We start from the raw sequence: 26,489 nt of genomic DNA on the forward strand, positions 1-26,489 counted from the left end.
ATGAAGACCAGTCGCGCAATTGTGATGTTAGGAATGGCTCTGCTCGCGGGTCTTGCCGCCGTCGGTTTCGCGTCGCGATGGTTGCTGCAGGCGTCGTCGTCGGCCGTCACGCCGGTTGCGGTGGCCACCGCCGAAGTGAGTCTCGGGCAGCCGCTGAATCCGAACATGATCCGCACGGTGAACTGGCCGTCCGCAAGCGTCCCGCCCGGCGCGTTCAAGGATGCCAAAGCACTTGACGGACGTGTGGTGCGCACGAGCCTCGAACCCGGCGAGCCGGTGATCGAATCGAAGCTCGCTCCGCAAGGCACCAAGGGCGGCCTCTCGGCGGTGATCGGCGAAGGCAGGCGTGCGATCACGGTGCGCGTGAACGATGTCGTGGGTGTGGCGGGTTTTGCACTGCCCGGCAACTATGTGGACGTGATCGTCAACACTCAGGAACCCGAAGCGAAGAACTCTGACCCGCAGCAGAGCATCTCGAAGATCGTCCTCGAAAAGATTCTCGTGCTTGCCGTCGCGCAGCAGGTCAGCCGCGACGACACGCAGCCCAAGGTCGTCAACGCAGTCACGCTCGAAGTGACGCCTGACCAGGCCGAAAAACTCGATCTCGCGCGCAGCGTCGGCAGCCTGTCACTCGTGCTGCGCAACCAGATCGACGACCGCGCGTTGCCCACCGGCGGCGCGACCAAGGTCACGCTGCTAGGCAGGCCCGCCGCGCCGGCATCCGCGCCCGTTGTCGCGGCGGCGCCCGCTCGCGTCAAATACACGGCCCGCCCTGCGCCGAAGCGCGACTGCGTCGGCGTGCTGTCGGGAACGCAAGGTAGTCAGGAATGCTTTTGATCACATAACAGTCGGGCAATGCCGCCGCGTGTCGCGCACGACAGTTCGCTCGCAACGGGGCTACGGGGAGATAAAGAAATGAAATCGAGTCAACGGAAACTCATGAACGGCTGCGGGATGCGCGCCGCGTTGCTGACCACAACGATATGCGCATCGCTGCTCGGCACGCAGGCGGTGCACGCCCAGGAGGCGCTCGATCCCGGCATGTCCGGCAAAGGCGTTGCCGTGCCCATGCCGCGCGGCCCGGTGCAAATGACCATCAGCATGAATCCCACGGCGGCGCAGCCTGCCAGCGCAATGCAAAGCGCCGCCGCCCGCGGTCCTGCATGCAGCCGCACGCAGAACGAGCAGAGCACGGTGGTAGTGCCAATCGGCAAGTCGACGCTGATGCACACCGCGGAACCGGTGCGCAATCGCACGCTGGGCAATCCGTCGATCGCGCAGGCCACCATGGTGTCGCCGCAAACGCTGTACGTAGTCGGGATGGCGGTCGGCACCACCAACATGATCGTGCAAGGCAAGAGCGGCGCGTGCGAGGTCATCAACGTGGTAGTCAACGCGGATTCAGGCGGCCTGCAGACTTCGCTGTCGCAACTCATGCCCGATGAGCCGAACATCCGCGTCTCGACGGTCGCTGGAGACCTCGTGCTCGCCGGCCGCGTATCGAATGCACAGGCCGCCAATCAGGCACAGGAAATCGCCAAAGCATACGCACGAAGTTCGCTGCCAGCAGCCAACGGCGCGTCGAATGGCAACGCCAAGGCCGCGACGGTGCTCAACATGATGAGCGTCGACTCGCCGCAACAGGTAATGCTCGAAGTGAAGGTCGCTGAAGTGTCGAAGACCGTGCTCAACCAGTTGGGCTCGGCAATGAACATCCAGGGCGGCTTCGGCTCGTGGAGCGGCGCGTTGATCAGCAGCCTGCTCGCGGGCGTGTCGAGCATCGTCGACGTGAACAAGGCGAATAACCGGCCATTCAATGTCGCGATCGACGGACAGCACGGCGATAACCTCGTGAAGATTCTGGCCGAGCCGAATCTCGTCACATTGAGCGGACAGGAGGCGACATTCCTCGCAGGCGGCAAGGTTTTTATTCCGATTCCGCAAAGCAACCTGAACGGCGTGGCGACCATCGTCCTGCAGGAAGAGGAATTTGGCGTCGGCCTGAAGTTCACGCCGACTGTACTCGCCGGCGGCCGCATCAACCTGAAGGTGGCGCCGGAAGTGTCGGAGCTGTCGTCCACCGGCGTCACCGTCGGTGCGACGAATACCAACAATCTGACGATCTTGCCGCTGATCACCACGCGCCGCGCTTCCACGACGGTGCAGATGAACGATGGGGAGACTTTCGCGATTGGCGGCCTGATCAAGAACAACGCGTCGGGCACGTTGAAGGCCATTCCGGGTGTCGGCGAAGTACCGGTGCTGGGCGCGCTCTTCAGAAGCACGTCGTATCAGCAGGACCGCACCGAACTCGTGTTCATCATCACGCCGCACCTCGTGAAGCCGTTGCAAACGGCGGCGAATCTGCCGCTGCCCACCGACCGCCTGAGGACGCCGAACGAGGCCGACGTTTATCTGATGGGCAACATGGAAGGCCGCGATCCGGCGGGCGACAACAAGCCCGCGCCGCCGATGCCTGCCCCTGCGCCGTCGCCGGCGATGGCTCCGGCACCGTCGCAACCGCAGGTTCCTGCAGTCGTTCCCGCCGCCGAGCCGCCCGTCTCCGCCATGGTGCCGAATCCCGCAGCGGCGAGCACACCGCTGCCTGAGGCGAAAGCCGCGCAAATTGCTGCTCACAACTAACGCAACCCCTCGGAGAACGTCATGACAAACCACACCATTTCCTCCTTGCGCTGGGCTGCGTTACTCCTGCCGGCGTGCCTCGCGCTCAACGGCTGCATGTCGACGACGCCCGACTTCGACCGGCACTTCGGCGAATCGGTGCGCAGCTACACCGAGGCCCAGATCATCGACCCGGACGCGGCCGCGAAAAATCCGTCGACGGCGGGCGTGGACGGCAAGGCTGCGGTCGCGGCGATGTCGAACTACAACGCGTCGCTGAAGGCACCCACAACGTCCGCCAATGCATTCGTAATCGGCGTGGGCCGCAGCTCTGCCGGCGGTGCGAGCGCGGGCGCGGGCGCGGCCATGCCTACGCCTGCGAACGGCGAGTAGGCAACGTGAGCCTTGCAACGGCGCGAGCCGTCGCAGGGCCAACCCGGCAACGATTCCGCGGACGACAACATCATGATCAATATCCTCATCAACTCCGAGCACACGGGCCGAATGTCCGAGGTCGTTCGCCTCGTCACGGACTGCGGCAATTGCACGACGACCCGCATGCAAGGCGCGCCCTCCACGTTGCTGGAGCGCGGCGACAGTCTCGATGCGTTCGACGTGCTGATCATCGACGCGGCGTCGATCGAGCGCGCCGAACTCGATTCGGTCAACCTGCTGGTGCACCGCTATCCGCGCCTTACGTGTCTGTTGCTGTTGCCGCAGACGTCGCCCGACACGCTGATCGCCGCAATGCGCGCGGGCGTTCGCGACGTGCTGAACTGGCCGCTCGACGCACGCGCGCTCGGCGCCGCCGTGCAGCGTGCCATGGCCCCGCACGCCGACGAGACTCGCCACGAAACGCATATGGTGTCGTTCATTTCGTGCAAGGGCGGCGCAGGCACGAGCCTGATCGCGGCGAACGTGGGTCACGCGATCGCGACGCTGCACGGCAAGCGGGTGCTGCTCGTCGACCTGAACCAGATGTTCGCCGACGCCGCGTTTCTCGTAAGCGATCAGGAACCGCCGTCGACGTTGCCGCAAATCTGCGCGCAGATCGAACGCATCGACGCCGCGTTTCTCGATGCGTCGCTCACGCACGTCACGCCCGGTTTTCATGTGCTGGCCGGCGCGGGCGATCCGTTGAAGGCGCTCGAGATTCATGAAGAACAGCTTGAATGGATTCTCGGCGTGGCGGCGCCGCGTTACGACGTCGTGCTGTTCGATCTCGGCCAGAGCATCAACGCGCTGTCCATCGTCGCGCTCGATCGCAGCGCCGAGATTCACCTGGTGCTTCAGGCAAGCATGCCATATGTGCGCGCGGGCCGCCGTCTGCAGGAGATGCTCGTGTCGCTCGCGTATTCGCCCGACAGGATGCGCCTGCTATTGAACCGGCACCGCCGCCACGACGAGCGAGCCGCGAGCGCGCTCGAACAGGTGCTCGGCAGGCGTCCTTCGCATCTGATCGCCGACGACCCGCAAGCGGCGGCCGAGGCCGTCAACCTCGGTGAGCCGTTGCTGAAAAATGCGCGCAACAGCGCGCTCACGCGCAGCATACAGGCGCTCGCACAAAGCATCGTCAATCAGTCGACAGGCGTCGTCCCGCAGAAGAAGCGGGATGACCCGTTGCTCGCCCGGCTGTTCGGCCGCTCGGCCACGCAGCGGCAGTCGACGGCGTCATAACGTCAGCCAGGAGAATCTCATGTCACTACGCGAACAGATGTCGTCACAAACGGTCCATGCGCTGCCGGAACGCCAGGCGGGCATGCGCGCGCCGCTCGGTCTCGCGCGCGCCGCCTACCAGACGCTCAGACGCAAGGTTCACGAAGCCGTGCTCGATCGCGTCGAACTGGAACGTCTCGCGCGGCTGCCGGCCGAGCAGGTGCGTCAGGAAATCGGCGGGCTGATCGCGCGCATCCTCGAAGAAGACAAGGCGCCCGTCAACGACTTCGAACGCAGGCAGTTGATGACCGACATCCACGACGAGATGTTCGGTTTCGGTCCGCTCGAAGCGCTGCTGCGCGACCCGAGCGTATCGGACATTCTGGTCAACACGTACCGCACGACGTACGTCGAGCGCGGGGGACGGCTGGAACTCACGGACGTGACCTTTTACGACGACGCGCACCTGATGAAGGTGATCGAGAAGATCGTCTCGCGGGTCGGGCGGCGCATCGACGAATCGAGTCCGATGGTCGACGCACGCCTGCCTGACGGCTCGCGCGTCAACGCGATCATTCCGCCTTCCGCTGTGGACGGGCCGCTCATGTCGATCCGGCGTTTCGCAGTGAACCCGCTGCAGATGAGCGACCTGGTGGCGTCGCAAAGCCTCACGCCACCCATGGCCGAGCTGCTCGATGCGCTCACGCGGGCAAAGGTCAACGTGCTGGTGTCGGGCGGAACGGGCAGCGGCAAGACCACGCTGCTCAACATTCTGTCGGGCTTCATTCCCGAAGGCGAGCGCGTGGTAACGATCGAAGACGCGGCTGAGTTGCAACTGCGACAGCAGCACGTGCTGCGTCTGGAAACGCGGCCGCCGAATGTCGAGGGACGCGGCGAAGTCACTCAACGCACACTCGTGCGCAACGCGCTGCGGATGCGGCCGGATCGCATCATCCTCGGCGAAGTACGCGGCGCCGAAGCGCTCGACATGCTCAATGCGATGAACACCGGCCACGAAGGATCGCTCGCGACAATTCACGCGAATACGCCGCGCGACGCGCTGACGCGCCTCGAAAACATGATCAGCCTTGCCGGCCTTGCCCTGTCGCCGAAGAATCTGCGCCAGCAGATTTCGTCCGCGATCTCGGTGGTGGTCCAGGTGGCCCGCTTGACCGACGGCCGGCGCAAGGTCGTCAGCATTCAGGAATTGACGGGCATGGAAGGCGAGATGGTGAATATGCAGGAGATCTTCACGTTCAAACGAACGGGCATCGATCAGAACGGCACCGTGCGCGGCCACTTCTGCGCGACCGGCGTAAGACCGAAATTCACCGAGCGGTTGCAGGCGTTCGGCATTGCGCTGCCCGACCAGCTCTACGATCCGGCCCGGCGCTTCGATACGGCGTAACGGTCGGCGCGGCGCACGCGGCTCATCTTTGTGAGGCATCTATGAATCCGATCTTTTACGCCTTCGCTTTCCTGCTCTTCGTTGCGGTGGTTCTGGGTATAGAAGGGGTGTATCAATGGTGGAACAGCCATCATGGGGCCGCTGCGCGACGCCTCGATCAACGGATCAGAGCGCTTTCGGCGGGCGCGCATGTGCACGGCGAGCGCCTGTCCATCCTGAAGGAGCGCATGCTCAGCAATTCCGCGCCGCTCCATGCGCTGATGTTGCGCGTGCCGCGCATCCACGCGATCGACCGGATCGTCGTTCAGTCGGGGTTGAGCCACACGGTCGGGCGGCTCGTGATGCACAGCGCGGTGGCCGTTATCGTCGTGCTGCTCGCGGCCAGTTTCTCTCCAGTGCCGGTGCCGACGCTCGTCATGGTGCTCGCCGGCGCGGCGGCCCTCGCGTTCCCAACACTGCGCGTGCTGCGCGCTCGCGCCAGGCGCCTTCGTGTTCTCGAGCGGCAGTTGCCCGAGGCCGCCGACATGATCAGCCGCGCATTGCGAGCGGGCCATTCGTTTTCAAGCGCCATCGGCATGCTCGGCAACGAGTTCGCCGAGCCGACGGGCGGCGAGTTCCGTACCGTCTTCGACGAAATCAATTACGGCGTCACGATGAACGAAGCGCTGCTCAATCTTGCGACGCGCGTGCCGGTTCGCGATCTGCGCTACTTCGTGATCGCGGTGCTGATCCAGCGCGAGACCGGCGGCAATCTCGCCGAGATTCTCGACAGCATTGCGTCGCTGGTTCGCGACCGGCTGCGTCTGTTCGATCAGGTGCGCGTGCTGTCCGCCGAAGGGCGCCTGTCCGCATGGATCATCGGCCTGTTGCCGTTCGCAGCGGCGGGCGCGATGAATCTGTTGAACCCGAGCTTTCTCTCCGTGCTCTGGGAAGATCCCGCCGGGCTCAAGGTCATCGAATCGGTGTTCGTGTCGATGCTGTTCGGCGTGCTGTGGATGCGGCGGATCGTGCGGATTCGCGTATAACGCCGGCCGTGCGTCAAGAGAACCCAATTGGAGAGTCACGATGGAAACGCTCGATTCAGGGACCCTGTTGCTGCTCGGCGGCGTGTTCGTCGCCACATTCGCCGGCGTGGTCGCGCTCATGTGGTGGATGACGCCAAAGGATATGCAGCGCCGCATCCAGCAGGCCGGAGGCGTGTCGCTGTCGCGGCAAACGCAGTCTTCGGCCGGCTCGGGATGGGCCGAGAAAATCGCGGAGATCTCGCGGCCGATCTCGCAACTGTCCATTCCAAAGGACGGCTGGGAAGACTCGCCGTTACGGCTGCGTTTGATGAACGCGGGCTGGCGCTCATCGACGGCGGCCGGGCTTTATTTCGCGGCGAAGACCGTGCTCGCACTGCTGCTGCCGCTTATCGGTCTCATCGCATTGATGCGCACGCCGGTCGTCAACGGACAGTACGCTGTGAGCGCAACGATCCTCGCCATACTCGCGGCGATCGGCTACTACACGCCGAACATCATACTGGCGCGCTGCCGTGCGCGGCGTCAGCGCGCGATTGTCGAAGGCTTCCCGGACGCGCTCGATCTGCTGACGGTTTGCGTGGAAGCGGGCCTCGGTATGGACGCCGCGCTGATGCGAGTAGCCAACGAAATGCAGCTCGCAAGTCCCGAAGTCGCAAGCGAACTGCAATTGATGCTGCTCGAACTGCGTTCCGGCTTCACGAAGGAAAAGGCGCTGCGCAACCTCGCGTTGCGCACGGGTGTCGAGGACGTCGACAACTTCGCTTCGATGCTGGTGCAAGCGGATCGCTTCGGCACGAGCATCGGCGCTTCGTTGCGCGTGATGTCGGACACGCTTCGCACGCGCCGCAGAATGCGCGCAGAGGAACGCGCCGCCAAGATCGCATTGAAGCTGTTGTTCCCGCTGATCTTCTGCATCTTCCCCGCATTGATGACGGTGCTGATGGGACCGGCGTTCATCCACATCTACCGCATTTTGCTGCCGACGCTCGGCACGTGACGCGTTCATCGGCACGCGGCGCACGCATTGGTTGAAAACAACAACGCGCACAGGGGACGAGAAATGAGCCATAAAACAACGCACTTTTCATCATTTTCCGGAACGCGCCCGGCCTCGCGCAGACGCGGGCGGCGCCGCGAGGCGGGCGTCGCGGCCGTCGAGTTCGGACTCGTCCTGCCTCTGCTGTTGCTGATCGTGTTCGGCATGGTCGAGTTCAGCATTGCGCTGTACGACAAGGCGGTGATCACCAATGCGAGCCGCGAAGCTGCACGCGCCGGCGTGATGTACAAGGTACCGCCACTCACGGCCGCTCAGATCACCACTGTCGCGCAGAACTATGCGTCGACGTATCTGATCAGCTTTGGCGCGTCGCCGTCGCCGGTGAGCGTAGCCGTAGATCAATCGTCGGGCACGACGACCGGTCAGCCGCTCAAGGTCACGCTCACCTATTCGTATAGCGGCGTGGGGCTCGGCGCGATCGTCAGTCAACTGGTGGGCTCGGTGCCCATCACCGCCATCACCACGATGAACTACGAATAACGACGCGCAACCGGCAGGCCGCCACTGCCCGGCGCAATCCACACGCGATGGAGGTTCACATGAGACCCCGAAGAAATCCTGCGCCGGCGCGGAACCGGCAACGCGGCGCCGTAGCGGTGATGACCGCGCTGTGCCTGACCGTACTGATCGGCACGACTGCGCTCGCGGTCGACCTGGGCCGCGCGTGGGTCGTGCGCAACGAACTGCAGAACGCTGCCGATGCGGCGGCGCTTGCCGGCGCTGGAGCGCTCGGGCCGAACTACGCGACCCCGAACTGGACGCAGGCGGAAATGAAGGCACAATCCGCGATCACGCTGAACCGGACCGAAGGCTCGCTACTGCTGACGGCCCAGGTTCAGAGCGGCTACTGGAACGTGACGGGCACACCCGCCGGCTTGCAGTCGCTGCCTGTGCCCTCGCCGGGCGCCTACGACAAACCCGCCGTGCGAGTGACGGTAAGCCGCGCGGCCGGGCAGAACGGCGGACCGCTTCCGCTCGTGCTGGCGCCGATCATCGGCATCAACACAATGCCGATCAGCGCAACGGCTGTGGCGGTCATCTCGGCGCCGGGCTACGCCGCGCCCGGCGCACTTTTTCCGACAGCCATCTCGAAGTGCCTCTATACGGCCTACTGGAATGCAACGACGGGACAACCGGTAAACGATCCCGCAACCGGCCGCCCTCGGGAGTTCAGCATAGGATCGACTTACCACTATCCCGGCTGCGCGGCGAGCGTGGGCTCCGGGCAATGGACATCGTTTCAGTACAACGTTCAGGACGTGACATCGATCCGCAATCTGATCGCCAACGGCAATCCACTGCCGCTCAATATCGGCGATACGACATGGATTCAATCCGGCGTGAAGAATACGATCTACAACTCGGTGCCTGCTCCCGCCGATGTTCTGCTGCCGGTGGTCGACACGCTCGATACGGGCAGCCCCGTGCCCATCGTCGGGTTCGCGCCTTTTCATATCGACGGTGCGGTGAACGGCAGCAACCCGTACATTTACGGCCATTTCATTGCGGGCTACAAGGCGCCGTCGGCTAGCGGAGGCTCCGGCGCCGCGACGTATTACGGCGCCGTCACAGCGCCGAGTCTCGCCAACTAGCGAACATTGCCCAACCTCGCACGCCGCGAATCCACCTGCCGGGAACGTTCGCTGCGACTGTATAGCCTGGCGCCCGCCATCGCGGCGACATACGTCATACGCGAGACCGGCGCCGGTCATTTTTTTCAACGCTTCAAGTAACCCTTTCATACGATGCGTTTACACGAGGGTTGCAGCGGACTTCGCGGAACGGAAAGAGCGGCAGACATTGCGCGTCCCCGACCGGGGAGTCCCCAACGGCAGGAGTAGCGACATGCAAAACGCGGAAGACAATCCCACGCAGAAACAGCAGAACGAAATGGCCGCAAAGAGTCCGGTGCATACCCCTGCAGCCGGAACGGCTTCTCCAGACGCTCATACGCAAGCTAAAGAGTTCGGCAGCTCGAGTAACGCCGGCGCGGCCGAGCCGACGGGGCGCCACGACAACGCGCAGAATCTGCCGCCTATCGATCTCGACGCGCTGACGGCCGATTCGCCTGACCCGGTGCACCGGGCGAGCAGCCGCACGGTCTCGGTGGACGCGGCCAACACGGCGTCGACCGATAACACCGTCGACACCGACGGCAAAGGTCTTGAAGCAAAGCGAGGACTGTCGCCGTGGCACGACAATGTCATCTCGTCGAATGCCACGCTCGAAAACAACGTTCCCGCGCCCGCAATGGGCCTGGGCGGCATAGACAGCCGCGCCGGTGGAAACATGCCGCTGATTGCGGCGCGCGACGGCTGGCAAGTGTCGTATCGCGGCACTGTTTACATCGAGCGAAGGAACGGCTCGCTCGCAGAACACGTCATACAGTTCGACGCCCGCAGGGCAAGCGGCAACGAGCCAACGTAAGCTGCGGTAATCCGGCGGGACTGCGCAAGGCATGGACCTTGCGCAGCGTTTTCGCCGGACGCATGGCACGCCTCCCTCCCCGGAAGCACACCGCTGTCGCCTGCCGGCGCACCAGTTCGGGAAGGCACCATGGAACTCGTCGATCGGAGCGATCGGAGTCGCGCTAGCCGCGTGCGCGGACGGCGGCGCTCACGCGTTTTATCCCGCTATGCGGGTCGGCCGGTTCGTCTCATCTGGCGCTATGTCGCGCGCCACAAAGTGGCTCACGTCATCATGCTCGTCAGCGTCGTGGCCGCGGTCGGCTTCGCGCTCGCGTCGCAATACGGTATCCGCAATCTGATCGACGCGCTGCCGCAAGGGCGCGCGCATCCACAGACGGTCGAGTACGCGTTTGCCGTGCTCGTCGGCCTCATTTTCGCGGACAACCTGATGTGGCGCGTCGCCGGCTGGGTCGCGGCACGCGCATTCGTGCGCGTGACGGGCGACATCCGCCAGGACATGTTCGAGTATCTGACGGGACATGCGCCTTCGTTTTTCGCGGACAAACAGCCGGGCGTTTTATCCAGCCGTGTGTCAGCCACGGCGAACGCGGTATACATCATCGAAAACACGGTGGCATGGACCGCCTTGCCGCCGACGCTGACCGTGATCGGCGCGATCGTGATGGTGGCCACCGTGAGCGTTCCGATGAGCGTCGCGCTCGTCGCCGTTTCGGCAGCCCTCAGCGCGTGTCTGTTCTGGCTCGCGCGCAAGGGCACGTCGCGGCACGAGGCGTTCGCGAGCCAGGCGGCTTCCGTAGACGGCGAACTGGTCGATGTAATCGGCAACATGGGGCTCGTGCGTGCGTTCAGCGCGGTCAACGCGGAGCAACGGCGCTTCGACGGCCATCTCGAAGCCGAGGCCGTTGCGCGCAAGCGCAGTCTGCTGTATCTGGAAAAGCTGCGCCTGCTGCATGCGTTCGCCACCGTGGTGCTGTCGGCGGGCGTGCTCGGCTGGACCGTGTGGCTTTGGACGCAAGGTAGAGCGAGCACCGGCGACGTGGTCCTCGTCGGCTCTCTGGGCTTTTCAATTCTGCATGGTTCGCGCGACGTGGCGGTCGCATTCGTCGATTTAACGCAGCACGTGGCGCGCCTCGCGGAAGCATCGCAAACTTTGCTGACGCCCTATTCGATGCCGGAACCGCCCAAAGCAATACCGCTCGCGGTGCGCGAGGCGACAGTCGATTTCGACAACGTCTCGTTCGCTTATCCGGGCCGCAGGCCGGTATTGAACGAGTTGACGCTGCACATCCAAGCAGGGGAACGCGTGGGACTGGTCGGACCGTCCGGCGCGGGTAAATCGACCGTGCTCGCGCTGCTTCAGCACTTCTACGAGCCGGCCACCGGGTGCGTACGCATTTCCGGCCAGGACATCTCGCAAGTGACGCTGGAAAGCCTGCAAGCGGCGATCTCGGTGGTGCCGCAAGACGTCACGCTGCTTCATCGCTCGTTGCTCGACAACATCCGCTATGGCTGCCCCGATGCAAGCGAAGCCGACGTGAGGCGCGCATGCGAAGACGCCAGTTGCATGGATTTCATCGGGGCATTGCCTGACGGCTTGAACGCGATAGCAGGCGACCGCGGCGCGAAGCTCTCCGGCGGACAGCGCCAGCGCATCGCAATTGCGCGCGCGATCCTGAAGGACTCGCCGATACTTCTGCTCGACGAGGCGACCTCGGCGCTCGACACCGCTTCGGAAATCGTCATTCAGGCCGCGCTCGAACGTCTCATGCAGAATCGCACGGTGATCGCGATTGCGCACAGGCTGTCGACGTTGCAGTCGTTCGACCGGATCATCGTGATGAACCGCGGCCGCGTCGTTCAGGAAGGCACCCCCGCGCAACTTGCCCAAGTGCCGGGCATCTACCGCGATACGCTGGCGCGCCACGGCCGGCGCACCCCCGCCCCTACGCTGAACTGATCCGCCTGCGCCTTCTGCCGCATTCAAACGACTTCGCGGCAAGGGCTAGCCGTCCATGCGCTCACCTTGTGTCCTGATCAACTCGACGAGACGCTTCGCGGGCATCCGGTAACTGGTCTGCTGTTGAATACCCCATTCGGAGCGCTCCGTTTCGACCAGCAAAACGTATTTGCCGTCCGGGCTCGCTTCCAGGTGCTGCATGTTCAGCATTTCCTCGCCGGCAATATCTGTTTCCTGCCCGAGCGTCATGACACCTTTCGCGCCACATCCCATGCCACGCCTCCATGCCGTTGCTGCCTGCGATTGCGGGCCCCCTTCGTCGCCTGCATCGGTCCAGCAAAGCGCGTACCGGCGAAGCAGTCACTGGCAATTGACGGATAATCGGGGCTGCGTCTTGCGCGCTCGCTGCGTTGCGCCAGACCGGTTCATGGTTTACCGCACTACTCTGCTTACCTTCGTATGGCGAGCATCGGAACACTTTCACAACCGCACTGAGAAGACTTCACCATGCGCATACCACCCGTCAAAGCCATCATCGCTTTTGAGAGCGTGGCTCGAACTGGGAGCGTCAATCGTGCGTCGGAGGAGCTTGGGCTGACCGCTTCGGCGGTGAGTCATCAGATCAGCAATCTCGAGTCGATCATCGGCCAGACGCTGTTCTACCGCTCAGGCCGGGGCCTCGTGCTTACGCCGACAGGCGAGCGCTATCTGTCGGACGTCACGGGTTCTCTTGCGGACCTGAGCCGCGCGACCGAGCGCGCGTCGAGCCGCACCGAGGTCGACATTCTGCGCGTGCATTCGAGCCCCAGCTTCGGGCTGATGTGGCTGCTGCCGCGGCTCGCATCGTTTCAGGAAGCGAACGGGGACATCCAGCTGAACCTCGCATGCTCATACGAAGATGTGTCGTTCACGAGCGGTTACTACGACATCGACATTCGTCACGGTTATGCGAACTGGCGCGATCTCGAAGTGCGGACGCTTCGCAACGAGTTCATTGCGCCGCTGGCGTCGCCGGCCTATTTGCGGAGCCACCCGGTGAATACGCCGGAAGATCTGCTCGCCCATCGTCTGATCTACTCGGAAACGCCGCTCGTTCAGTGGAAGCAATGGTTCGGGCGTACCGGCGTCTCTGCCGCGCACAAGACGTTCGATTTCTCGTTCGACCGCTCGTACATGTCGCTCGAAACGGCGGCGCTCGGACTCGGCATCGCGCTCGAAAGTCTGATGCTCGCGTCGGTACGGATCAAGGAAGGCGCGCTCGTGCCGGTGTTCGATCACTCGCACGCGGTCGAGGTCGGCGCGCATCATCTGGTGTGCCCGCCGCAGAATGCGGAGTTGCCACGGGTCGCGCGATTCATCGCGTGGATCGACCGGGAAATCGGTCAGAGAGAACGCGCGGCTTAAAAACACCGGCAGATCGACACCAGGGTATTCCAGCACCGTGCTCATTCGGCGGATTGCTTCGCAGGCCGCCAACCCGCGCGCAGCAAGCGTCGCGTCCGCCCTCCCGAACACCTGAAAATTTCTCAAGCATAGTTGAGCCGTACTGCGTTGATGCCACGCGCGGCGTGCCGGACACTGGCTCCATCACATCAACATTCAGGAGACAAGTGATGCTGCTCGAGAACAAGGTGGTTATCGTCACGGGCGCGGCTTCCCCGCGTGGAATCGGCAAGGCGACGGCGAACGCACTGGCCGCCCAGGGTGCGCGCGTCGTGATTCTCGATCTGCGCGAAGAAGACGCGAAAGCCGCCGCCGCCGATCTGGGCGCGGCACATCTCGGCCTTGCTTGCGACGTCACCAACAAAGCTGCATGCGTGCAAGCTGCAACCGCCACGCTCGAACGTTATGGCCGCATAGACGGCCTCGTCAACAACGCCGGCATCACGCAGCCAGTACGCACGCTAGACATTAGCGCCGAAGGTTTCGACGCAATCGTCGATGTGAATCTGCGCGGCACGCTCTACATGTCGCAAGCCGTACTGCCTGCAATGAAGGAGCAGAAGCGCGGCAGCATCGTGTGCATGTCGTCTGTCTCGGCGCAACGCGGCGGCGGCATTTTCGGCGGCCCGCATTACAGCGCGGCGAAAGCCGGTGTGCTCGGTCTCGCGCGTGCGATGGCCCGCGAATTCGGCCCCGACAGCATCCGCGTCAATTCGATCACGCCGGGGCTCATCCAGACCGACATCACCGGCGACAAGCTGACTGCGGAAATGCGCGTGGACATCATCAAAGGCATTCCGCTCGGCAGACTGGGCGACGCCGCCGATGTCGCGAACGCGTGCCTTTTTCTCGTGAGCGATCTCTCGACGTATCTGACGGGCGTCACGCTCGACGTCAACGGCGGCATGCTCATTCATTGACGACAGCGCTCGCCCGTGAGGCGGCGCTGTGTTCCTGGCACCCGGGCGAACCCGGGGCCCATGGAAGGAGACAAACATGAAATCGAAATACACCGCTTCTGCTATCGACGGCGAAGTGTTGGCGCACTCAGACGCGACGAGCTTCGAATCGCGCACCTACGCCAAGGTAAGCCGCAGGCTGATTCCGTTTCTGATGCTGTGCTATCTCGGCGCGTATCTGGATCGCGTCAACGTCGGCTTTGCGAAGCTGCAGATGCTGAACGATCTGCGCTTTAGCGAGACCGTCTACGGCATGGGCGCGGGCATCTTTTTTCTCGGTTACTTTCTTTTCGAGGTGCCGAGCAATCTGGTGCTTCACCGTGTCGGCGCGCGCAAATGGCTTGCGCGAATCATGCTGACGTGGGCGGTGATTTCCGCGTCGTTCGTCTTTGTGAAGTCGCCCACCGCGTTTTATGTTTTGCGCTTTTTGCTTGGCGTTGCAGAAGCGGGTTTTGCGCCCGGCGTCATTCTTTATCTGACGTACTGGTTTCCCGCTGCCCGCAGAGCCAAGGCGTTGTCGCTCTTTTTCATGGCGATTCCGCTTGCGGGCATAGTCGGCGGTCCGCTGTCGGGCTGGATCATGCATTCGCTCCACGGTGCGATGAACATGGCCGGCTGGAAGTGGCTGTTCATGCTTGAGGCTCTGCCGTCGCTCGTGCTTGGAGTCGCGATTCTTCTGTATCTCGACGACGGCATCGCCAAAGCAAAGTGGCTCACCGAGTCGGAGAAGAATCTGCTGGCACGCAATGTCGCCGGCGATAACGTGCACACCACTGCCCATATTTCGATTCGCTCGTTCATTGGCGACCGTCGCTTGTGGCTGATGGCAGCGATTTATTTCTGTGTCGTGCTCGGTCAGTACGGGCTGACTTTCTGGCTGCCGACGATCATCCGTAAATCAGGCGTCGCCGATCCGCTGTGGGTGGGTGTGTTCACCGCGATTCCTTATCTTTGCGCGATCGTCGCATTGCCGCTGATCGGCATGAGTGCGGACCGCCGGCGCGAACGCAGACTTCACCTGGCCATTCCAATGCTGATCGCGGCAGCGGGGTTTGCGGTCCTGCCCACGCTCGGCAGCGTGCCGGCGTCGATCGTGTGTTTGAGCATTGCGGCTGCCGGCATCCTCGCGTCGTCGTCGCAGTTCTGGTCGCTGCCCACGGCGCTGCTCGGCGGCATGTCCGCCGCAGCCGGCATCGCGGCTGTGAACTGCTTCGCCAATCTTGCGGGCTTCTTTTCGCCCGCCATCGTGGGCTGGCTCAACGACATGACGGGCCGCTCGACAGCGGGACTGATCTTCATCTCGGTTGCGGTGACGCTCGGCGCATGCCTGGTCTTCCTCGTGCCCGCGAAGTCCGTGAACCGCTGACCTTTTCCAACTATTCCGCTTAAATCTCAGGAGACGACATGAACAGTCCATCCAATGCGTCGACGGCGTCGCTTGCCGAACACGCTTACCGCATCCGCAGAAACGCACTGTTAATGGGCGAGGTGCAGGGCCAGGGTTATATCGGGCAGGCGCTCGACATCGCCGATGTACTGGCCGTCGCGTACTTCGGCGCAATGCGCTATCGCCCGGAAGATCCCGAGTGGGACGAGCGCGACCGCTTCCTGCTCTCGAACGGACACTATGCAATCGCGCTGTACGCGGCGCTGCTCGAAGCAGGCATTCTTCCCGCTGAAGAACTGGAGACCTACGGCAGCGACGACAGCCGTCTGCCCATGTCCGGCATGGCGAGCTACACGCCCGGCATGGAGATGTCCGGCGGCTCGCTCGGACACGGCCTGACGATTGCGGTCGGCCGCTGTCTCGGACTCAAGCGCAAGGGCTCGAAGTCGTTCGTGTACACGCTGTTCTCCGACGGCGAACTCGACGAAGGCGCGATCTGGGAAGGCATCATGTCGGCGAGCCACTGGAAGCTCGACAACCTGATCGCCGTTGTTGACGTGAATAACCAGCAGGCCGACGGACCGTCGACACAGATCATGGCGTTCGAACCGCTAGTCGAGAAGCTCGAAGCATTCGGGTGGTTCACGCAACGTGTGGACGGTAACGATATCGGCGCCGTGGCCGCCGCGTTCGACGCGGCCCGCAAGCATCCCGGCAAGGAGCCGCGCATGATCGTCGCCGACACGCGCATGGGTTGCGGCGTGCCGTTCCTCGAAGAGCGCGAGAAGAACCACTTTATCCGCGTCGATGCGCACGAATGGCAATTGGCGCTCGAAGCACTGGAAGCAGGGAGACAAGCATGAGCAACGCAACCATGAGCAAACCGCGCCTGAAGACCTCGGCGATGATCGCGTCCATTGCGGGCGAAGGCCAGCTCACGCGCTCGGCGCCTTTCGGTCACGCACTCGCCGAATTGGCTCGACAGAAAACCAACGTTGTCGGCATGACGGCCGATCTCGGCAAGTACACGGACCTGCATATCTTCGCGAAGGAATTCCCTGAGCGCTACTACCAGATGGGCATGGCCGAGCAATTGCTGATGGGCGCAGCGGCGGGCCTCGCGCACGAAGGCGCGCAGCCGTTCGTGACTACCTACGCGGTGTTCGCGACGCGCCGTGCGTATGACTTCATGCACCAGGCCATTGCCGAAGACAACCTCGACGTGAAGATCGTCTGCGCGCTGCCTGGGCTCACCACTGGCTACGGTCCTAGCCACCAGGCCGCGGAAGACCTCGCGTTGATGCGCGCGATGCCGAACATGACCGTTGTCGATCCATGCGATGCGCTCGACATCGAACAGATGGTGCCGGCCATTGCCGCACACAAGGGCCCTGTATATGCGCGTCTTTTGCGCGGCAACGTGCCTGCGGTGCTGGACGAATACGACTACACGTTCGAACTCGGCAAGGCAAAGATGCTGCGCGACGGCGCGGAAGTGCTCGTGATCTCGTCGGGCATCATGACCATGCGTGCGCTCGAAGTCGCGAAAGCGCTGGAACGCGACAACATCGGCGTGGGCGTGCTGCATGTGCCGACCATCAAGCCGCTCGACACGCAGACAATCGTGCGCGAAGCAAAGCGTTCGGGCAGGCTCGTCGTGGTGGCGGAGAACCATACGACGATCGGCGGTCTGGGTGAGGCCATTGCGGCCGAACTGATGCGCGCCGGAGTGTCGTGCCCGTTCAGGCAGGTGGCGCTCCCCGATGCATTCCTCGCGGCGGGCGCACTGCCGACACTGCATGACCGCTATGGTATTTCGACCTCCGCGATGATCGAGTCGATCAAGGGCTGGCTCGGTTAGATCCGCACATTGCGGATTCCATTACCTGCGAGGTAATCGACGCGCCTCCGGGCGAGGGCAATCATACGCAGCATGCAAGTTCCGGTTTCTTCATGCATGGAGGAGTGAACATGACTGCGTATGCGATTGCCCATTTGCACGACGTTGAAATGTGCGCTGAGATTGTCGAATACCTCGAGGGTATCGACGCCACCCTTGCGCCATTCGGCGGCCGATTCATCGTACACGGCGCACGGCCGCACGTCGTGGAAGGCGAGTGGCACGGCGACCTGATCGCGATTGAGTTTCCCGACCTTCCGACGGCGCGCGCCTGGTACGCGTCGGACGCGTACCGGCGCATCCTGCCGTTGCGCATGCGGCATGCTCGCGGACCGGTAATCCTCGTGGAAGGCGTGGACGGGAATCACAAAGCGACCGACATTCTGCGTTGAATTCCGCGTTGAATTCGGCCGACACCGCGGTTCGGCAGCGGGGAACTCCGAAGCGCACGGAGTCCACAACCCTCATAATGCGATCATTCGAAGCCACAAATTTGCGCCACAATGATCGACCTTCAAGCCCAAGCAAGCTCCTCGCCCCGCCTCACCAGCCTGTCGCACGGCGGCGGGTGCGGCTGCAAAATCGCCCCCGGCCTGCTCGCTGACCTGCTCAAACGCAGCGCGCCGCTGCCGTTCTTCCCGGACCTGCTCGTCGGCAACGATACCGCTGACGACGCCGCCGTCTACAAGCTGAACGACGAGCAGGCGATTGTCGCGACCACGGACTTCTTCATGCCGATCGTCGACGATCCGTTCGACTTCGGCCGCATTGCGGCGACCAACGCGCTCTCCGACGTCTATGCGATGGGCGGCAAACCGCTGATGGCGCTCGCCATCGTCGGAATGCCGATCAACGTGTTGCCGCACGACGTGATTGCGGCAGTGCTGAAGGGCGGCGAGTCGGTGTGTGCGGACGCCGGCATTCCGCTCGCGGGCGGACATTCGATCGACTCGGTTGAGCCCATCTACGGCCTCGTCGCAATCGGTGTGGTCGATCCGCGGCGCGTGAAGCGCAACGCGGGCGCGCAGGCCGGCGACGTGCTGATTCTCGGCAAACCGCTCGGCGTTGGCGTGCTTTCGGCTGCGCTGAAGAAAGACCGGCTCGACGCGAACGGCTACGCCGCCATGGTCGGCGCGACGACCAAGCTCAACCGGCCGGGTGCTCAACTCGCCGGGCTCGACGGCGTCCATGCGCTCACCGACATCACGGGCTTCGGCCTGCTCGGCCATACGCTGGAACTGGCGCGCGGCTCGAAGCTCACCGCGCGCGTGCGTTACGCCGACCTGCCGTGGCTGCCGGGCGTAGTCGACTTTGCCGAAGCCGGCGTTTTCACGGGCGCCTCCGGTCGCAACTGGGATGCTTACGGTAAAGATATTTCGTTGCCGGCGACATTGCCGCCGAGCGCGCGCACCTTGCTCACGGACCCGCAAACCTCGGGTGGTCTGCTGGTTTCGTGTTCACCCGACACTGTGAACGACGTGCTGGCGCTCTTTCACGCCGACGGTTTCGGCGACGCTCGCGTGATCGGCGAAATAGTTGCAGGCGAAGGGCGCGTAGAAGTGATCTGAAAGAAGGTGGCGGCCGGCACGGCGCGGTGAAAGGTTGCAGAAAGCCGTGCCCTGCCGCCAATCGCGCCGCATGCGATAATTTCGGTCTTTCCGGCACCACTTTGTCCGCATTTCCTCCGTACGCCCTTGAAAAACCTACTCGTCAGCCTCGATCAAGCAGGTGATTTCGATGAAATCATCGACGTACGCACGCCTCTCGAGTTTGCCGAAGACCACATTCCGGGCGCGATGAACGCGCCGGTGCTCAGCAACGAGGAGCGCGTGCTGGTCGGCACGATGTACAAACAGGTGTCGCCGTTCGAAGCCACGAAGGTGGGCGCGGCGCTGGTGGCCCGCAATATCGCGCTTCATCTGGAAACGACGTTCGCCGACCGGCCGCGCCACTGGCGGCCGCTGGTTTATTGCTGGCGCGGCGGCAAACGCTCGGGCTCCGTCACCACGCTCTTCAACATGATCGGCTGGCCCGCGCGTCAGCTCGACGGCGGATACAAGACTTACCGGCGCGCAACAGTCGAGGCGCTCACCACGCTGCCGAGCCAATTCCGTTACGTCGCACTGGTCGGCCCGACCGGGAGCGGCAAGACGCGGCTCCTCGCCGCGCTCAACGAAGCAGGTGCGCAGACGCTGGACCTCGAAGCGCTCGCCGCGCATCGCGGCTCGCTGCTCGGCGCATGGGCTGGGGTCGCTCAGCCGTCGCAAAAAGGCTTTGACACCTTGCTCGTGAGCGCGCTGCGCAGCTTCGATCCCGCGCGCCCGGTGTTCGTTGAAGCGGAGAGCCGTCGCATTGGCGCAATCACGCTGCCGCTCGCTCTGCTCGACACGTTTCATCGCGGCGATTGTGTGGAAGTGGCGGCGAGTCGCGAAGACCGCTCGGCGTTTCTGCTTCACGACTACGCGCAACTGTTCGACGACCCCGAGTCGTTGAAGGCGCAGCTGGAACGTTTGATCGGCTTGCATAGCCGCGAACGCGTCGCCGGGTGGCAAAAACTCGTCGACGAAAACCGGCGCGCCGAACTCGCGAACGAGTTGATTGAGCTCCACTACGATCCGGCATACGCGCGCAGCAGCCATCAGCATTTCACGCAACTGCCGCAGGCGCTGAAAATCAGTTTCCGGCCGAACGACGCAGACGTCGTCGATCAGGCTAAAGCGCTCCTCGCGCAACTCGATAAGCGTTCAGTCGCGCTAGTCTGACCCAACCTTAACGTTACGAACAACATGCAATCAACCCTTCGGCAGCCCCGCGTCGCGCTTGGCTGGATCGTGTTCCTCGCGATCGCCGTCGTCGGACTCTTCTATGTGAAGTGGTTTCCGTATTACAACCGCGCGTTCGTCGCCGCGAGCCAGCATTCGATCGGCAAGTCGATCCTGATGGGTACGTCTGCGAGCGCGCCCGCAGCGTCGTGGCAGTCCGCAATCGACTACGCGTTTGCCTACGGCAAGGCCATCTGGCAGGCAATGGTGCTGGGTCTGTTGCTCGGCTCCGCGGTGCAGGCGCTGATTCCGCCGCAATGGGTCGCCCGCGCGCTCGGCCGCAGCGACTTCAGCAGCGTCGTGAAAGGCGGCCTGATGTCGTTGCCCGGCATGATGTGCACCTGCTGCGCAGCGCCGGTAGTGGCGGGACTGCGCGCGCGGCAGGCGGCGCCCGGCGCGGCAATCGCATTCTGGCTCGGCAATACGGCGCTCAATCCGGCCACACTGATCTTCATGGGTTTCGTGCTCGGCTGGCAGTGGATGGGCTTGCGGCTCGCTCTCGGCCTGGTGATGGTGTTCGGCCTTGGCTATCTCGTGAACCGCATGGTGACGCCGAAGGAAGCCGAGGCGTCGCGCGAAGCCATCGCGCAACTGGTCACGACGGATGAACCGGGCACCGCATTTACGCGCTGGGTGAAAATACTCGGCACGATGACGCTGCGTCTCGTGCCCGAATACATCGTGCTGGTGCTGATTCTCGGCGCGGCACGCGCGTGGCTCTTTCCGCACGTTGGGCCGGACATCGACAACAGCGTGCTGTGGATCGTCGCGCTGTCCATCGCCGGCACGCTGTTCGTGATTCCGACGGCGGGCGAAGTGCCGATCATTCAGGCGATGCTGTCTTTCGGCATGGCAGCCGGGCCTGCGGGCGCGCTGCTCATGACGCTGCCGCTAATCAGCGTACCGTCTATGGCGATGCTGGGTCGCTCGTTTCCGAAGCGGGTCTTGACCGTCGTCGCGTTGGCCGTGGTGGTCTGCGGCATAGTGAGCGGCGCGCTCGCCGCGTCCCTGGGGTTCCGATGAAAAAGCTCGCGGTGTTTACGCTCGCGTCGTGGTCGGCTGCGGCGCTTCTCTACTTCGGCCAGCATTCGGTCGCGCTGATCGCGGTGACCGGCGTACTCGTGCTGGCGAGCTTCGACCTGCTTCGTCCTTGACGCGGGTTTAACAACGCGGGCTTAACAACGCGTGCTAGCGGCCCTGCATAGACACGGCCGCGTCACACCGCGTCTAGTCGCGCTAACGTACCGTTGCTGCTGCAAGTGTCGTGCGACGGCGGGCGCTGATCAAAGCAGCGATGCCCGTACCAATTCCCAACGTCAGAAGACATGCAGTAGGTACCAGCATCGGCGCAATCTGGCTATGCGCCGCTTTGCCGACATAAGGCATCAGATTCTGTCCCGCGAAACCGCCGAGATTGCCGATCGCATTGATCGCCGCGACACTCGCAGCGGCGCGCGCCCCCGAGAAAAAGCGCGGCGGCAGCGACCAGAAGCACGGATACAGTAACGGAATGCATGCTCCGCCCAGGCACAGCGCCGCAAAGCGCAGCGTTGGGGTCGGCAGCACGAGGCTCGACGCGAAGCCCACCACGCCGACCGCTGCAACAATGCTCATCGCCCTCAACACCACGCGCTCACGCTTGAGCTTGCCGGGAAGCCACAGCAACAGCAGCGTGGCGAGCGCCCACGGAATCATATTGAGCACGCCATTGAGCGACGACGACACACCGTCGCTCTTGAGCAGCGTCGGCATCCAGTAGGTCACGCCGTACAGCGACGTCGACATCAGCATGTAGGTCAGCGCGAACATCAGCACCTTGGGATCGAGCAGCGCGGCCCACGGATGCGTCGCCTTGGCATCGCCCGCTGCCTCGCGCTTGAGCGCGGCGAGCACCACATCCTTTTCCTGTTGCGAGAGGAACGGTGCGTCGCTCACCGAATTCGGCAGATACTTCAGCGCGACAAATGCAACCACCACAGCTGGCAGGCCGGTCGCGATGAACACCCACTGCCAGCCGGCAAATCCCCATGTGCCGCCCAGCGTGAGTAACAGACCGCCGATCAGCGAGCCGAGCATATTGGCGAGCGAACTGCCGAGCGTGAAGAAGCCAAGCACTTTCGTGCGATAGCTCTGCGGGAACCACTGCGTGAGGTAATAGATCACGCCCGGATAGAACCCTGCTTCAGCGACGCCCAACGCAAAGCGGAACGAATAGAACACCGGCAGCGACCGGGCAAACGCCATCAGCACCGTTACGATGCCCCACGTCATCATGATGCGGGCGAGCCATGCACGCGCGCCGAAGCGATGCAGCGCGAGCGTGCTGGGCACCTCGAACAGCAGATAGCCGATGAAGAACAGCGACGCGCCCAATCCGTACGACGCTTCGGTCATGCCGAGGTCGTGCACCATCTCCAGCTTGGCGAAGCCGACGTTCTGGCGGTCGATGAACGAAATCAGGAACATGACGATGAGTAGCGGCATTAACCGCCACGCCATCTTTTTCATGACCTGCTGCTCGAATGCTAATTGTGTGGACATGATTTCTCCGCTTGCCCGACTGCACGGCAAATAAAAATTGATACAGTCATATATATGATTGTAGGAATTTCAGCCGGACGCCATGGGGTGATACCCGCATGACGGGCAACGCCACCTTGAGCAGGAAGCTGTGTTCGGCGGAAACAGGCGGGCTAACGCGGGTCTAGCGGATTTCGACCTGGTACTGGAATGTATCGGCCGCGCCACGCGTGCTGCGCCATTCGAACGGTGTGCCGGCGAAGTCGGAGGCGACGCGGTGAACCAGAATCACCGGGCTGCCGGTTTTCATGCCGAGCAGCGAAGCCGTTTCGGCGGTAGCCTGTTCTACGCGGAGAATTTCGGTCGCCGAGGCCACCATCTGCTTGCAGAGCCGTTCGTAGAGCGGGTACAGCAGGTCTTCGAATTTGTCGAGCGGCAACGCGGCAAGCGCTTCGAAACGGGCGCGCGGCAGCCAGATTTCCTCCGACAACACCGCCTGCCCTTCGATCATTCGCACGCGCGACAAGTGGATTGCCTTCTCCGAGGCCTTCATACGCAAAGCGTTGCGGATCTCTTCGCTGGGCTTCACCACCTCGCGCTTCAGGACGCGCGCGGTGGGGCGCACCGGCTGCCCGTCGCGCGAGACAAAACGAAAGAAGCGGAACAGCGACGAGTCGAAGCGCGGCCGCCGCACGAACGTGCCTTTGCCTTGGGTGCGGGTGAGCACGCCGTCGCTGACCAGCAGGTCGATCGCCTTGCGAACGGTGCCCGTGGAAACGTTGTAGAACTGGCCTAGTTCCGCCTCGGTGGCGATGGCCTCTTCGGGCGCCCATTCGCCGGCGGCAATGCGGCTCACGAGGTCGTCACGCAATTGCTGATAACGGGGCAGCCGGTCGTCCGGCCTGGACACGAAAGACGCCGTATTCATGGATTCATACAGTTATGCAGAGGAGTAACTACTGTACCGCATTGAATCGATCGAAAGCGAGCAAGGGTTATTACCCAATGACCCGCAGTCCGATTGGGCGCAAGATTCATACAGTCATATATATGAATCACCGAAACAGCAGGACGAACGGACGGAGATGGCTATGTTCAATTGGTACAGGCAGGGTACGCCTGTCGAGCGCAACACCTTCTGGGGGTGTTTCGCGGGATGGGGTCTGGACGCGCTCGACGTGCAGATGTTCACGCTTGCCATTCCAGCGATCATCGCGGCGTATGGCATCGACCACACGCAGGCGGGCGCGATCAGCGGTGTGACCCTGGTCTCGTCGGCGCTAGGCGGCTGGATTGCCGGCGCGCTGTCGGACCGCTTCGGCCGCGTGCGCACCTTGCAGATGACGATTCTCTGGTTCGCCGGCTTCACCTTCCTGTGCGCATTCGCCCAGAATTTCCCGCAGCTGTTGCTGCTCAAAGCGCTGCAAGGCTTTGGATTCGGCGGCGAATGGGCTGCCGGCGCTGTGCTCATGGCGGAGACGATCCGCACCGAACATCGCGGCAAGGCAATGGGCGCGGTGCAAAGCGCGTGGGCCGTGGGTTGGGGCGCCGCGGTGCTGGTCTACGCAGCCGTATTCTCATGGCTTCCCTCTGACACCGCCTGGCGCGTGATGTTCGCAGTCGGCCTGCTGCCCGCCGGCCTCGTGCTATTCGTGCGGCGCAATCTGAAAGAGCCGGTGCGCATTGAGCCCGCCGGCGCGAGAGTCGGTCCCAAGGTCTCAGCGTTCGGTCAGATTCTGCAAGTGTTTCAGCCTCGCGTGCTTCGAACCACGATTATCGGTGCGGTGCTCGGCACGGGTGCTCACGGCGGCTACTACGCGATCATGACGTGGCTGCCCACGTTTCTCGCGAAGGAAAGGCATCTGTCGGTGTTGAATACTGGCGGTTACCTCGCCGTCGTGATCGTCGCGTTCTGGTGCGGCTGCATGCTGAGCGCGTACCTGCTCGATCGGATCGGCCGGCGTCGCAACATCGCGTTATTCGCTTTCTGCTGCATCGTCACCGTGCTCGCATACGTCATGTTGCCGTTGACGAACATGCAGATGCTCGTGCTTGGCTTCCCGCTCGGCCTCTTTGCCGCCGGCATTCCGGCAAGCCTCGGCCCGCTCTTCAACGAACTCTATCCCGCCGACATGCGTGGCACCGGCGTCGGCTTCTGCTACAACTTCGGGCGCATTGCATCCGCAGGCTTTCCGGTTCTGGTCGGCTACATGAGCCATTCGATGTCGCTCGGCGCGGCCATCGGCATCGACGCAGCCATTGCCTACGGGCTTGCGATGACCGCGGTACTGCTGCTTCCGGAAACGCGCGGCAAGCGTCTGCGCGATACCGCGCCGGAGCAGGCCGCAGATACCGCCGATGCCGCCGACGCAGCGCGCCTCAACCTGAACTCTCCGCGCAGTTGAATATGAACGCACACGCATCCTTACCGTCGTTTGCACACGGTGGCGTCGACACCCACGCACACGTTTTCGAGCAGGGCTTGCCGTTGACCGGCGACCGCCGCTACGCGCCCGTCTACGACGCAACGCTCGACGACTATCTGCCGCTGCTGAACGCGCATGGAATGACGCACGCGGTGCTCGTGCAGCCGAGCTTTCTCGGCACCGACAATCGCTATCTGTTGCACACGTTATCCGCCGACACCGAGCGTTTGCGCGGCGTTGCTGTCGTTGCGCCGGACATAAGCGCGAATGAGCTTGATGCTCTGCATAGGCATTGCGTAACGGGAGTTCGGCTTAACCTTATCGAGCAGCCGCTGCCGGATTTGCGCGCACGACCGTGGACGTCGTTGCTGGACCACGTTGCGCGACTGGATTGGCATGTCGAGTTGCATAGAAACGCAGCCGATCTGGCACCGCTGATCGAGCAGCTTCTGGAGCGCGGCGTGCGAGTCGTCGTCGATCATTTCGGCCGGCCCGATCCGGCATTGGGCACACAGGACCAGGGTTTCAAAGCGCTGCTCGGCTATGGCAAGACGGGGCGAGTGTGGGTAAAGCTGTCTGGCGCATATCGCTGTACCGCACCGGACTCGCCCTTCGTCGCAGATGCGACACGGCAATTAATCGAGCAGTTCGGCCCGGACCGTTTGATGTGGGGCAGCGACTGGCCGCACACGCAATACGAAGCGGTGACGAGTTATGGTGACACCTTGTCGACGCTGCTCGACGCCGGTCTCGATTCGACCGCTCTCGGCGCGATTTTGCGCACCACTGCTCGTTCGTTCTATGGATTTGACGTTGAGTCTGTCGAGAATGCGTCCGCAACGACAGCTGCCGTGCAACGCGCGACGTACTGAATGCAG

General features: G+C 63.2%; 26 protein-coding genes. 23 read left to right on the forward strand and 3 right to left on the reverse strand.

Annotated features, from left to right (window positions below; all coding sequences use genetic code 11):
* From cpaB to J2W46_RS12450, 11 genes are all read left to right on the forward strand, one after another.
* Positions 1 to 837, forward strand: coding sequence for a Flp pilus assembly protein CpaB (gene cpaB, locus J2W46_RS12400; protein WP_020071345.1), 837 nt, complete (start codon positions 1 to 3; stop codon positions 835 to 837).
* A 78-nt stretch (positions 838 to 915) separates the two neighbouring features.
* Positions 916 to 2,643, forward strand: coding sequence for a type II and III secretion system protein family protein (locus J2W46_RS12405; RefSeq protein ID WP_310354069.1), 1,728 nt, complete (start codon positions 916 to 918; stop codon positions 2,641 to 2,643).
* Positions 2,644 to 2,664: 21 nt separating this feature from the next.
* Positions 2,665 to 3,015, forward strand: coding sequence for a hypothetical protein (locus J2W46_RS12410; protein WP_310354073.1), 351 nt, complete (start codon positions 2,665 to 2,667; stop codon positions 3,013 to 3,015).
* 72 nt (positions 3,016 to 3,087) lie between these two features.
* Positions 3,088 to 4,299: an AAA family ATPase gene (locus tag J2W46_RS12415; protein ID WP_310354076.1), complete on the forward strand. Its 1,212-nt coding sequence runs from the start codon at positions 3,088 to 3,090 to the stop codon at positions 4,297 to 4,299.
* Positions 4,300 to 4,318: 19 nt separating this feature from the next.
* On the forward strand, positions 4,319 to 5,686 hold the full coding sequence (locus J2W46_RS12420; RefSeq protein WP_310354079.1) for a CpaF family protein: 1,368 nt from the start codon (positions 4,319 to 4,321) through the stop codon (positions 5,684 to 5,686).
* A 41-nt stretch (positions 5,687 to 5,727) separates the two neighbouring features.
* Positions 5,728 to 6,711, forward strand: a complete 984-nt coding sequence (locus J2W46_RS12425; RefSeq protein ID WP_310354083.1) for a type II secretion system F family protein — start codon at positions 5,728 to 5,730, stop codon at positions 6,709 to 6,711.
* 40 nt (positions 6,712 to 6,751) lie between these two features.
* Positions 6,752 to 7,708: a type II secretion system F family protein gene (locus J2W46_RS12430; protein WP_087752999.1), complete on the forward strand. Its 957-nt coding sequence runs from the start codon at positions 6,752 to 6,754 to the stop codon at positions 7,706 to 7,708.
* A 63-nt stretch (positions 7,709 to 7,771) separates the two neighbouring features.
* Positions 7,772 to 8,248 carry a TadE/TadG family type IV pilus assembly protein gene (locus J2W46_RS12435; protein ID WP_310354086.1) on the forward strand — a complete coding sequence of 159 codons (477 nt, stop codon included), beginning with the start codon at positions 7,772 to 7,774 and terminating at the stop codon, positions 8,246 to 8,248.
* 59 nt (positions 8,249 to 8,307) lie between these two features.
* Positions 8,308 to 9,360 (forward strand): TadG family pilus assembly protein, encoded by a 1,053-nt coding sequence (locus tag J2W46_RS12440; RefSeq protein ID WP_310354089.1) that lies wholly within the window; start codon positions 8,308 to 8,310, stop codon positions 9,358 to 9,360.
* A 253-nt stretch (positions 9,361 to 9,613) separates the two neighbouring features.
* Positions 9,614 to 10,195: a DUF3005 domain-containing protein gene (locus J2W46_RS12445; RefSeq protein ID WP_310354091.1), complete on the forward strand. Its 582-nt coding sequence runs from the start codon at positions 9,614 to 9,616 to the stop codon at positions 10,193 to 10,195.
* A gap of 129 nt (positions 10,196 to 10,324) precedes the next feature.
* A complete protein-coding gene (locus J2W46_RS12450; protein ID WP_310354093.1) occupies positions 10,325 to 12,154 on the forward strand; it encodes an ABC transporter ATP-binding protein in 1,830 nt (609 codons plus the stop codon).
* A gap of 45 nt (positions 12,155 to 12,199) precedes the next feature.
* Here the strand turns inward: J2W46_RS12450 and J2W46_RS12455 are convergent, their stop codons facing one another.
* The gene (locus J2W46_RS12455) at positions 12,200 to 12,427 is read right to left on the reverse strand and encodes a hypothetical protein (RefSeq protein ID WP_020071356.1); all 228 of its coding nucleotides are present in this window, start codon (positions 12,425 to 12,427) and stop codon (positions 12,200 to 12,202) included.
* Between the two features lie 234 nt (positions 12,428 to 12,661).
* On the opposite strand from J2W46_RS12455, the gene J2W46_RS12460 reads away from it, so the two are divergent.
* The 10 genes from J2W46_RS12460 (at position 12,662) to J2W46_RS12505 (ending at position 21,819) form a co-directional block, all read left to right on the forward strand.
* The gene (locus J2W46_RS12460; protein ID WP_027805144.1) at positions 12,662 to 13,558 is read left to right on the forward strand and encodes a LysR substrate-binding domain-containing protein; all 897 of its coding nucleotides are present in this window, start codon (positions 12,662 to 12,664) and stop codon (positions 13,556 to 13,558) included.
* 209 nt (positions 13,559 to 13,767) lie between these two features.
* Positions 13,768 to 14,517, forward strand: a complete 750-nt coding sequence (locus J2W46_RS12465) for an SDR family NAD(P)-dependent oxidoreductase (protein WP_310354096.1) — start codon at positions 13,768 to 13,770, stop codon at positions 14,515 to 14,517.
* Positions 14,518 to 14,593: 76 nt separating this feature from the next.
* A complete protein-coding gene (locus tag J2W46_RS12470) occupies positions 14,594 to 15,922 on the forward strand; it encodes an MFS transporter (protein WP_020071359.1) in 1,329 nt (442 codons plus the stop codon).
* Positions 15,923 to 15,960: 38 nt separating this feature from the next.
* Positions 15,961 to 16,806 (forward strand): transketolase, encoded by an 846-nt coding sequence (locus J2W46_RS12475; RefSeq protein WP_310354098.1) that lies wholly within the window; start codon positions 15,961 to 15,963, stop codon positions 16,804 to 16,806.
* Positions 16,803 to 17,804 (forward strand): transketolase family protein, encoded by a 1,002-nt coding sequence (locus J2W46_RS12480; RefSeq protein ID WP_310354100.1) that lies wholly within the window; start codon positions 16,803 to 16,805, stop codon positions 17,802 to 17,804. Before J2W46_RS12475 ends, J2W46_RS12480 begins: the two co-directional genes overlap by 4 nt.
* A gap of 110 nt (positions 17,805 to 17,914) precedes the next feature.
* Positions 17,915 to 18,235 (forward strand): DUF1330 domain-containing protein, encoded by a 321-nt coding sequence (locus tag J2W46_RS12485; RefSeq protein WP_088175889.1) that lies wholly within the window; start codon positions 17,915 to 17,917, stop codon positions 18,233 to 18,235.
* 111 nt (positions 18,236 to 18,346) lie between these two features.
* Positions 18,347 to 19,411: a selenide, water dikinase SelD gene (gene selD / locus J2W46_RS12490; RefSeq protein WP_310354103.1), complete on the forward strand. Its 1,065-nt coding sequence runs from the start codon at positions 18,347 to 18,349 to the stop codon at positions 19,409 to 19,411.
* Positions 19,412 to 19,537: 126 nt separating this feature from the next.
* The gene (mnmH, locus tag J2W46_RS12495) at positions 19,538 to 20,605 is read left to right on the forward strand and encodes a tRNA 2-selenouridine(34) synthase MnmH (protein WP_310354104.1); all 1,068 of its coding nucleotides are present in this window, start codon (positions 19,538 to 19,540) and stop codon (positions 20,603 to 20,605) included.
* 24 nt (positions 20,606 to 20,629) lie between these two features.
* Positions 20,630 to 21,688, forward strand: a complete 1,059-nt coding sequence (locus J2W46_RS12500) for a permease (protein WP_310354107.1) — start codon at positions 20,630 to 20,632, stop codon at positions 21,686 to 21,688.
* The gene (locus tag J2W46_RS12505; protein ID WP_006049077.1) at positions 21,685 to 21,819 is read left to right on the forward strand and encodes a hypothetical protein; all 135 of its coding nucleotides are present in this window, start codon (positions 21,685 to 21,687) and stop codon (positions 21,817 to 21,819) included. The genes J2W46_RS12500 and J2W46_RS12505 overlap by 4 nt, the downstream gene beginning before the upstream one ends.
* Before the next feature lie 82 nt (positions 21,820 to 21,901).
* On the opposite strand, the gene J2W46_RS12510 is transcribed toward J2W46_RS12505, so the two are convergent.
* Both J2W46_RS12510 and J2W46_RS12515 read right to left on the reverse strand, forming a co-directional pair.
* A complete protein-coding gene (locus J2W46_RS12510; protein ID WP_020071367.1) occupies positions 21,902 to 23,206 on the reverse strand; it encodes an MFS transporter in 1,305 nt (434 codons plus the stop codon).
* 163 nt (positions 23,207 to 23,369) lie between these two features.
* On the reverse strand, positions 23,370 to 24,113 hold the full coding sequence (locus J2W46_RS12515; RefSeq protein WP_020071368.1) for a GntR family transcriptional regulator: 744 nt from the start codon (positions 24,111 to 24,113) through the stop codon (positions 23,370 to 23,372).
* 163 nt (positions 24,114 to 24,276) lie between these two features.
* On the opposite strand from J2W46_RS12515, the gene J2W46_RS12520 reads away from it, so the two are divergent.
* Both J2W46_RS12520 and J2W46_RS12525 read left to right on the forward strand, forming a co-directional pair.
* Complete coding sequence (locus J2W46_RS12520) at positions 24,277 to 25,590, forward strand: MFS transporter (RefSeq protein WP_310354112.1); 1,314 nt, start codon at positions 24,277 to 24,279, stop codon at positions 25,588 to 25,590.
* Between the two features lie 2 nt (positions 25,591 to 25,592).
* Positions 25,593 to 26,483 (forward strand): amidohydrolase family protein, encoded by an 891-nt coding sequence (locus tag J2W46_RS12525; protein ID WP_310354114.1) that lies wholly within the window; start codon positions 25,593 to 25,595, stop codon positions 26,481 to 26,483.
* The last annotated feature ends 6 nt before the right edge of the window (positions 26,484 to 26,489 follow it).

This window comes from Paraburkholderia strydomiana, assembly GCF_031456815.1.
GTDB lineage: Bacteria > Pseudomonadota > Gammaproteobacteria > Burkholderiales > Burkholderiaceae > Paraburkholderia > Paraburkholderia caledonica.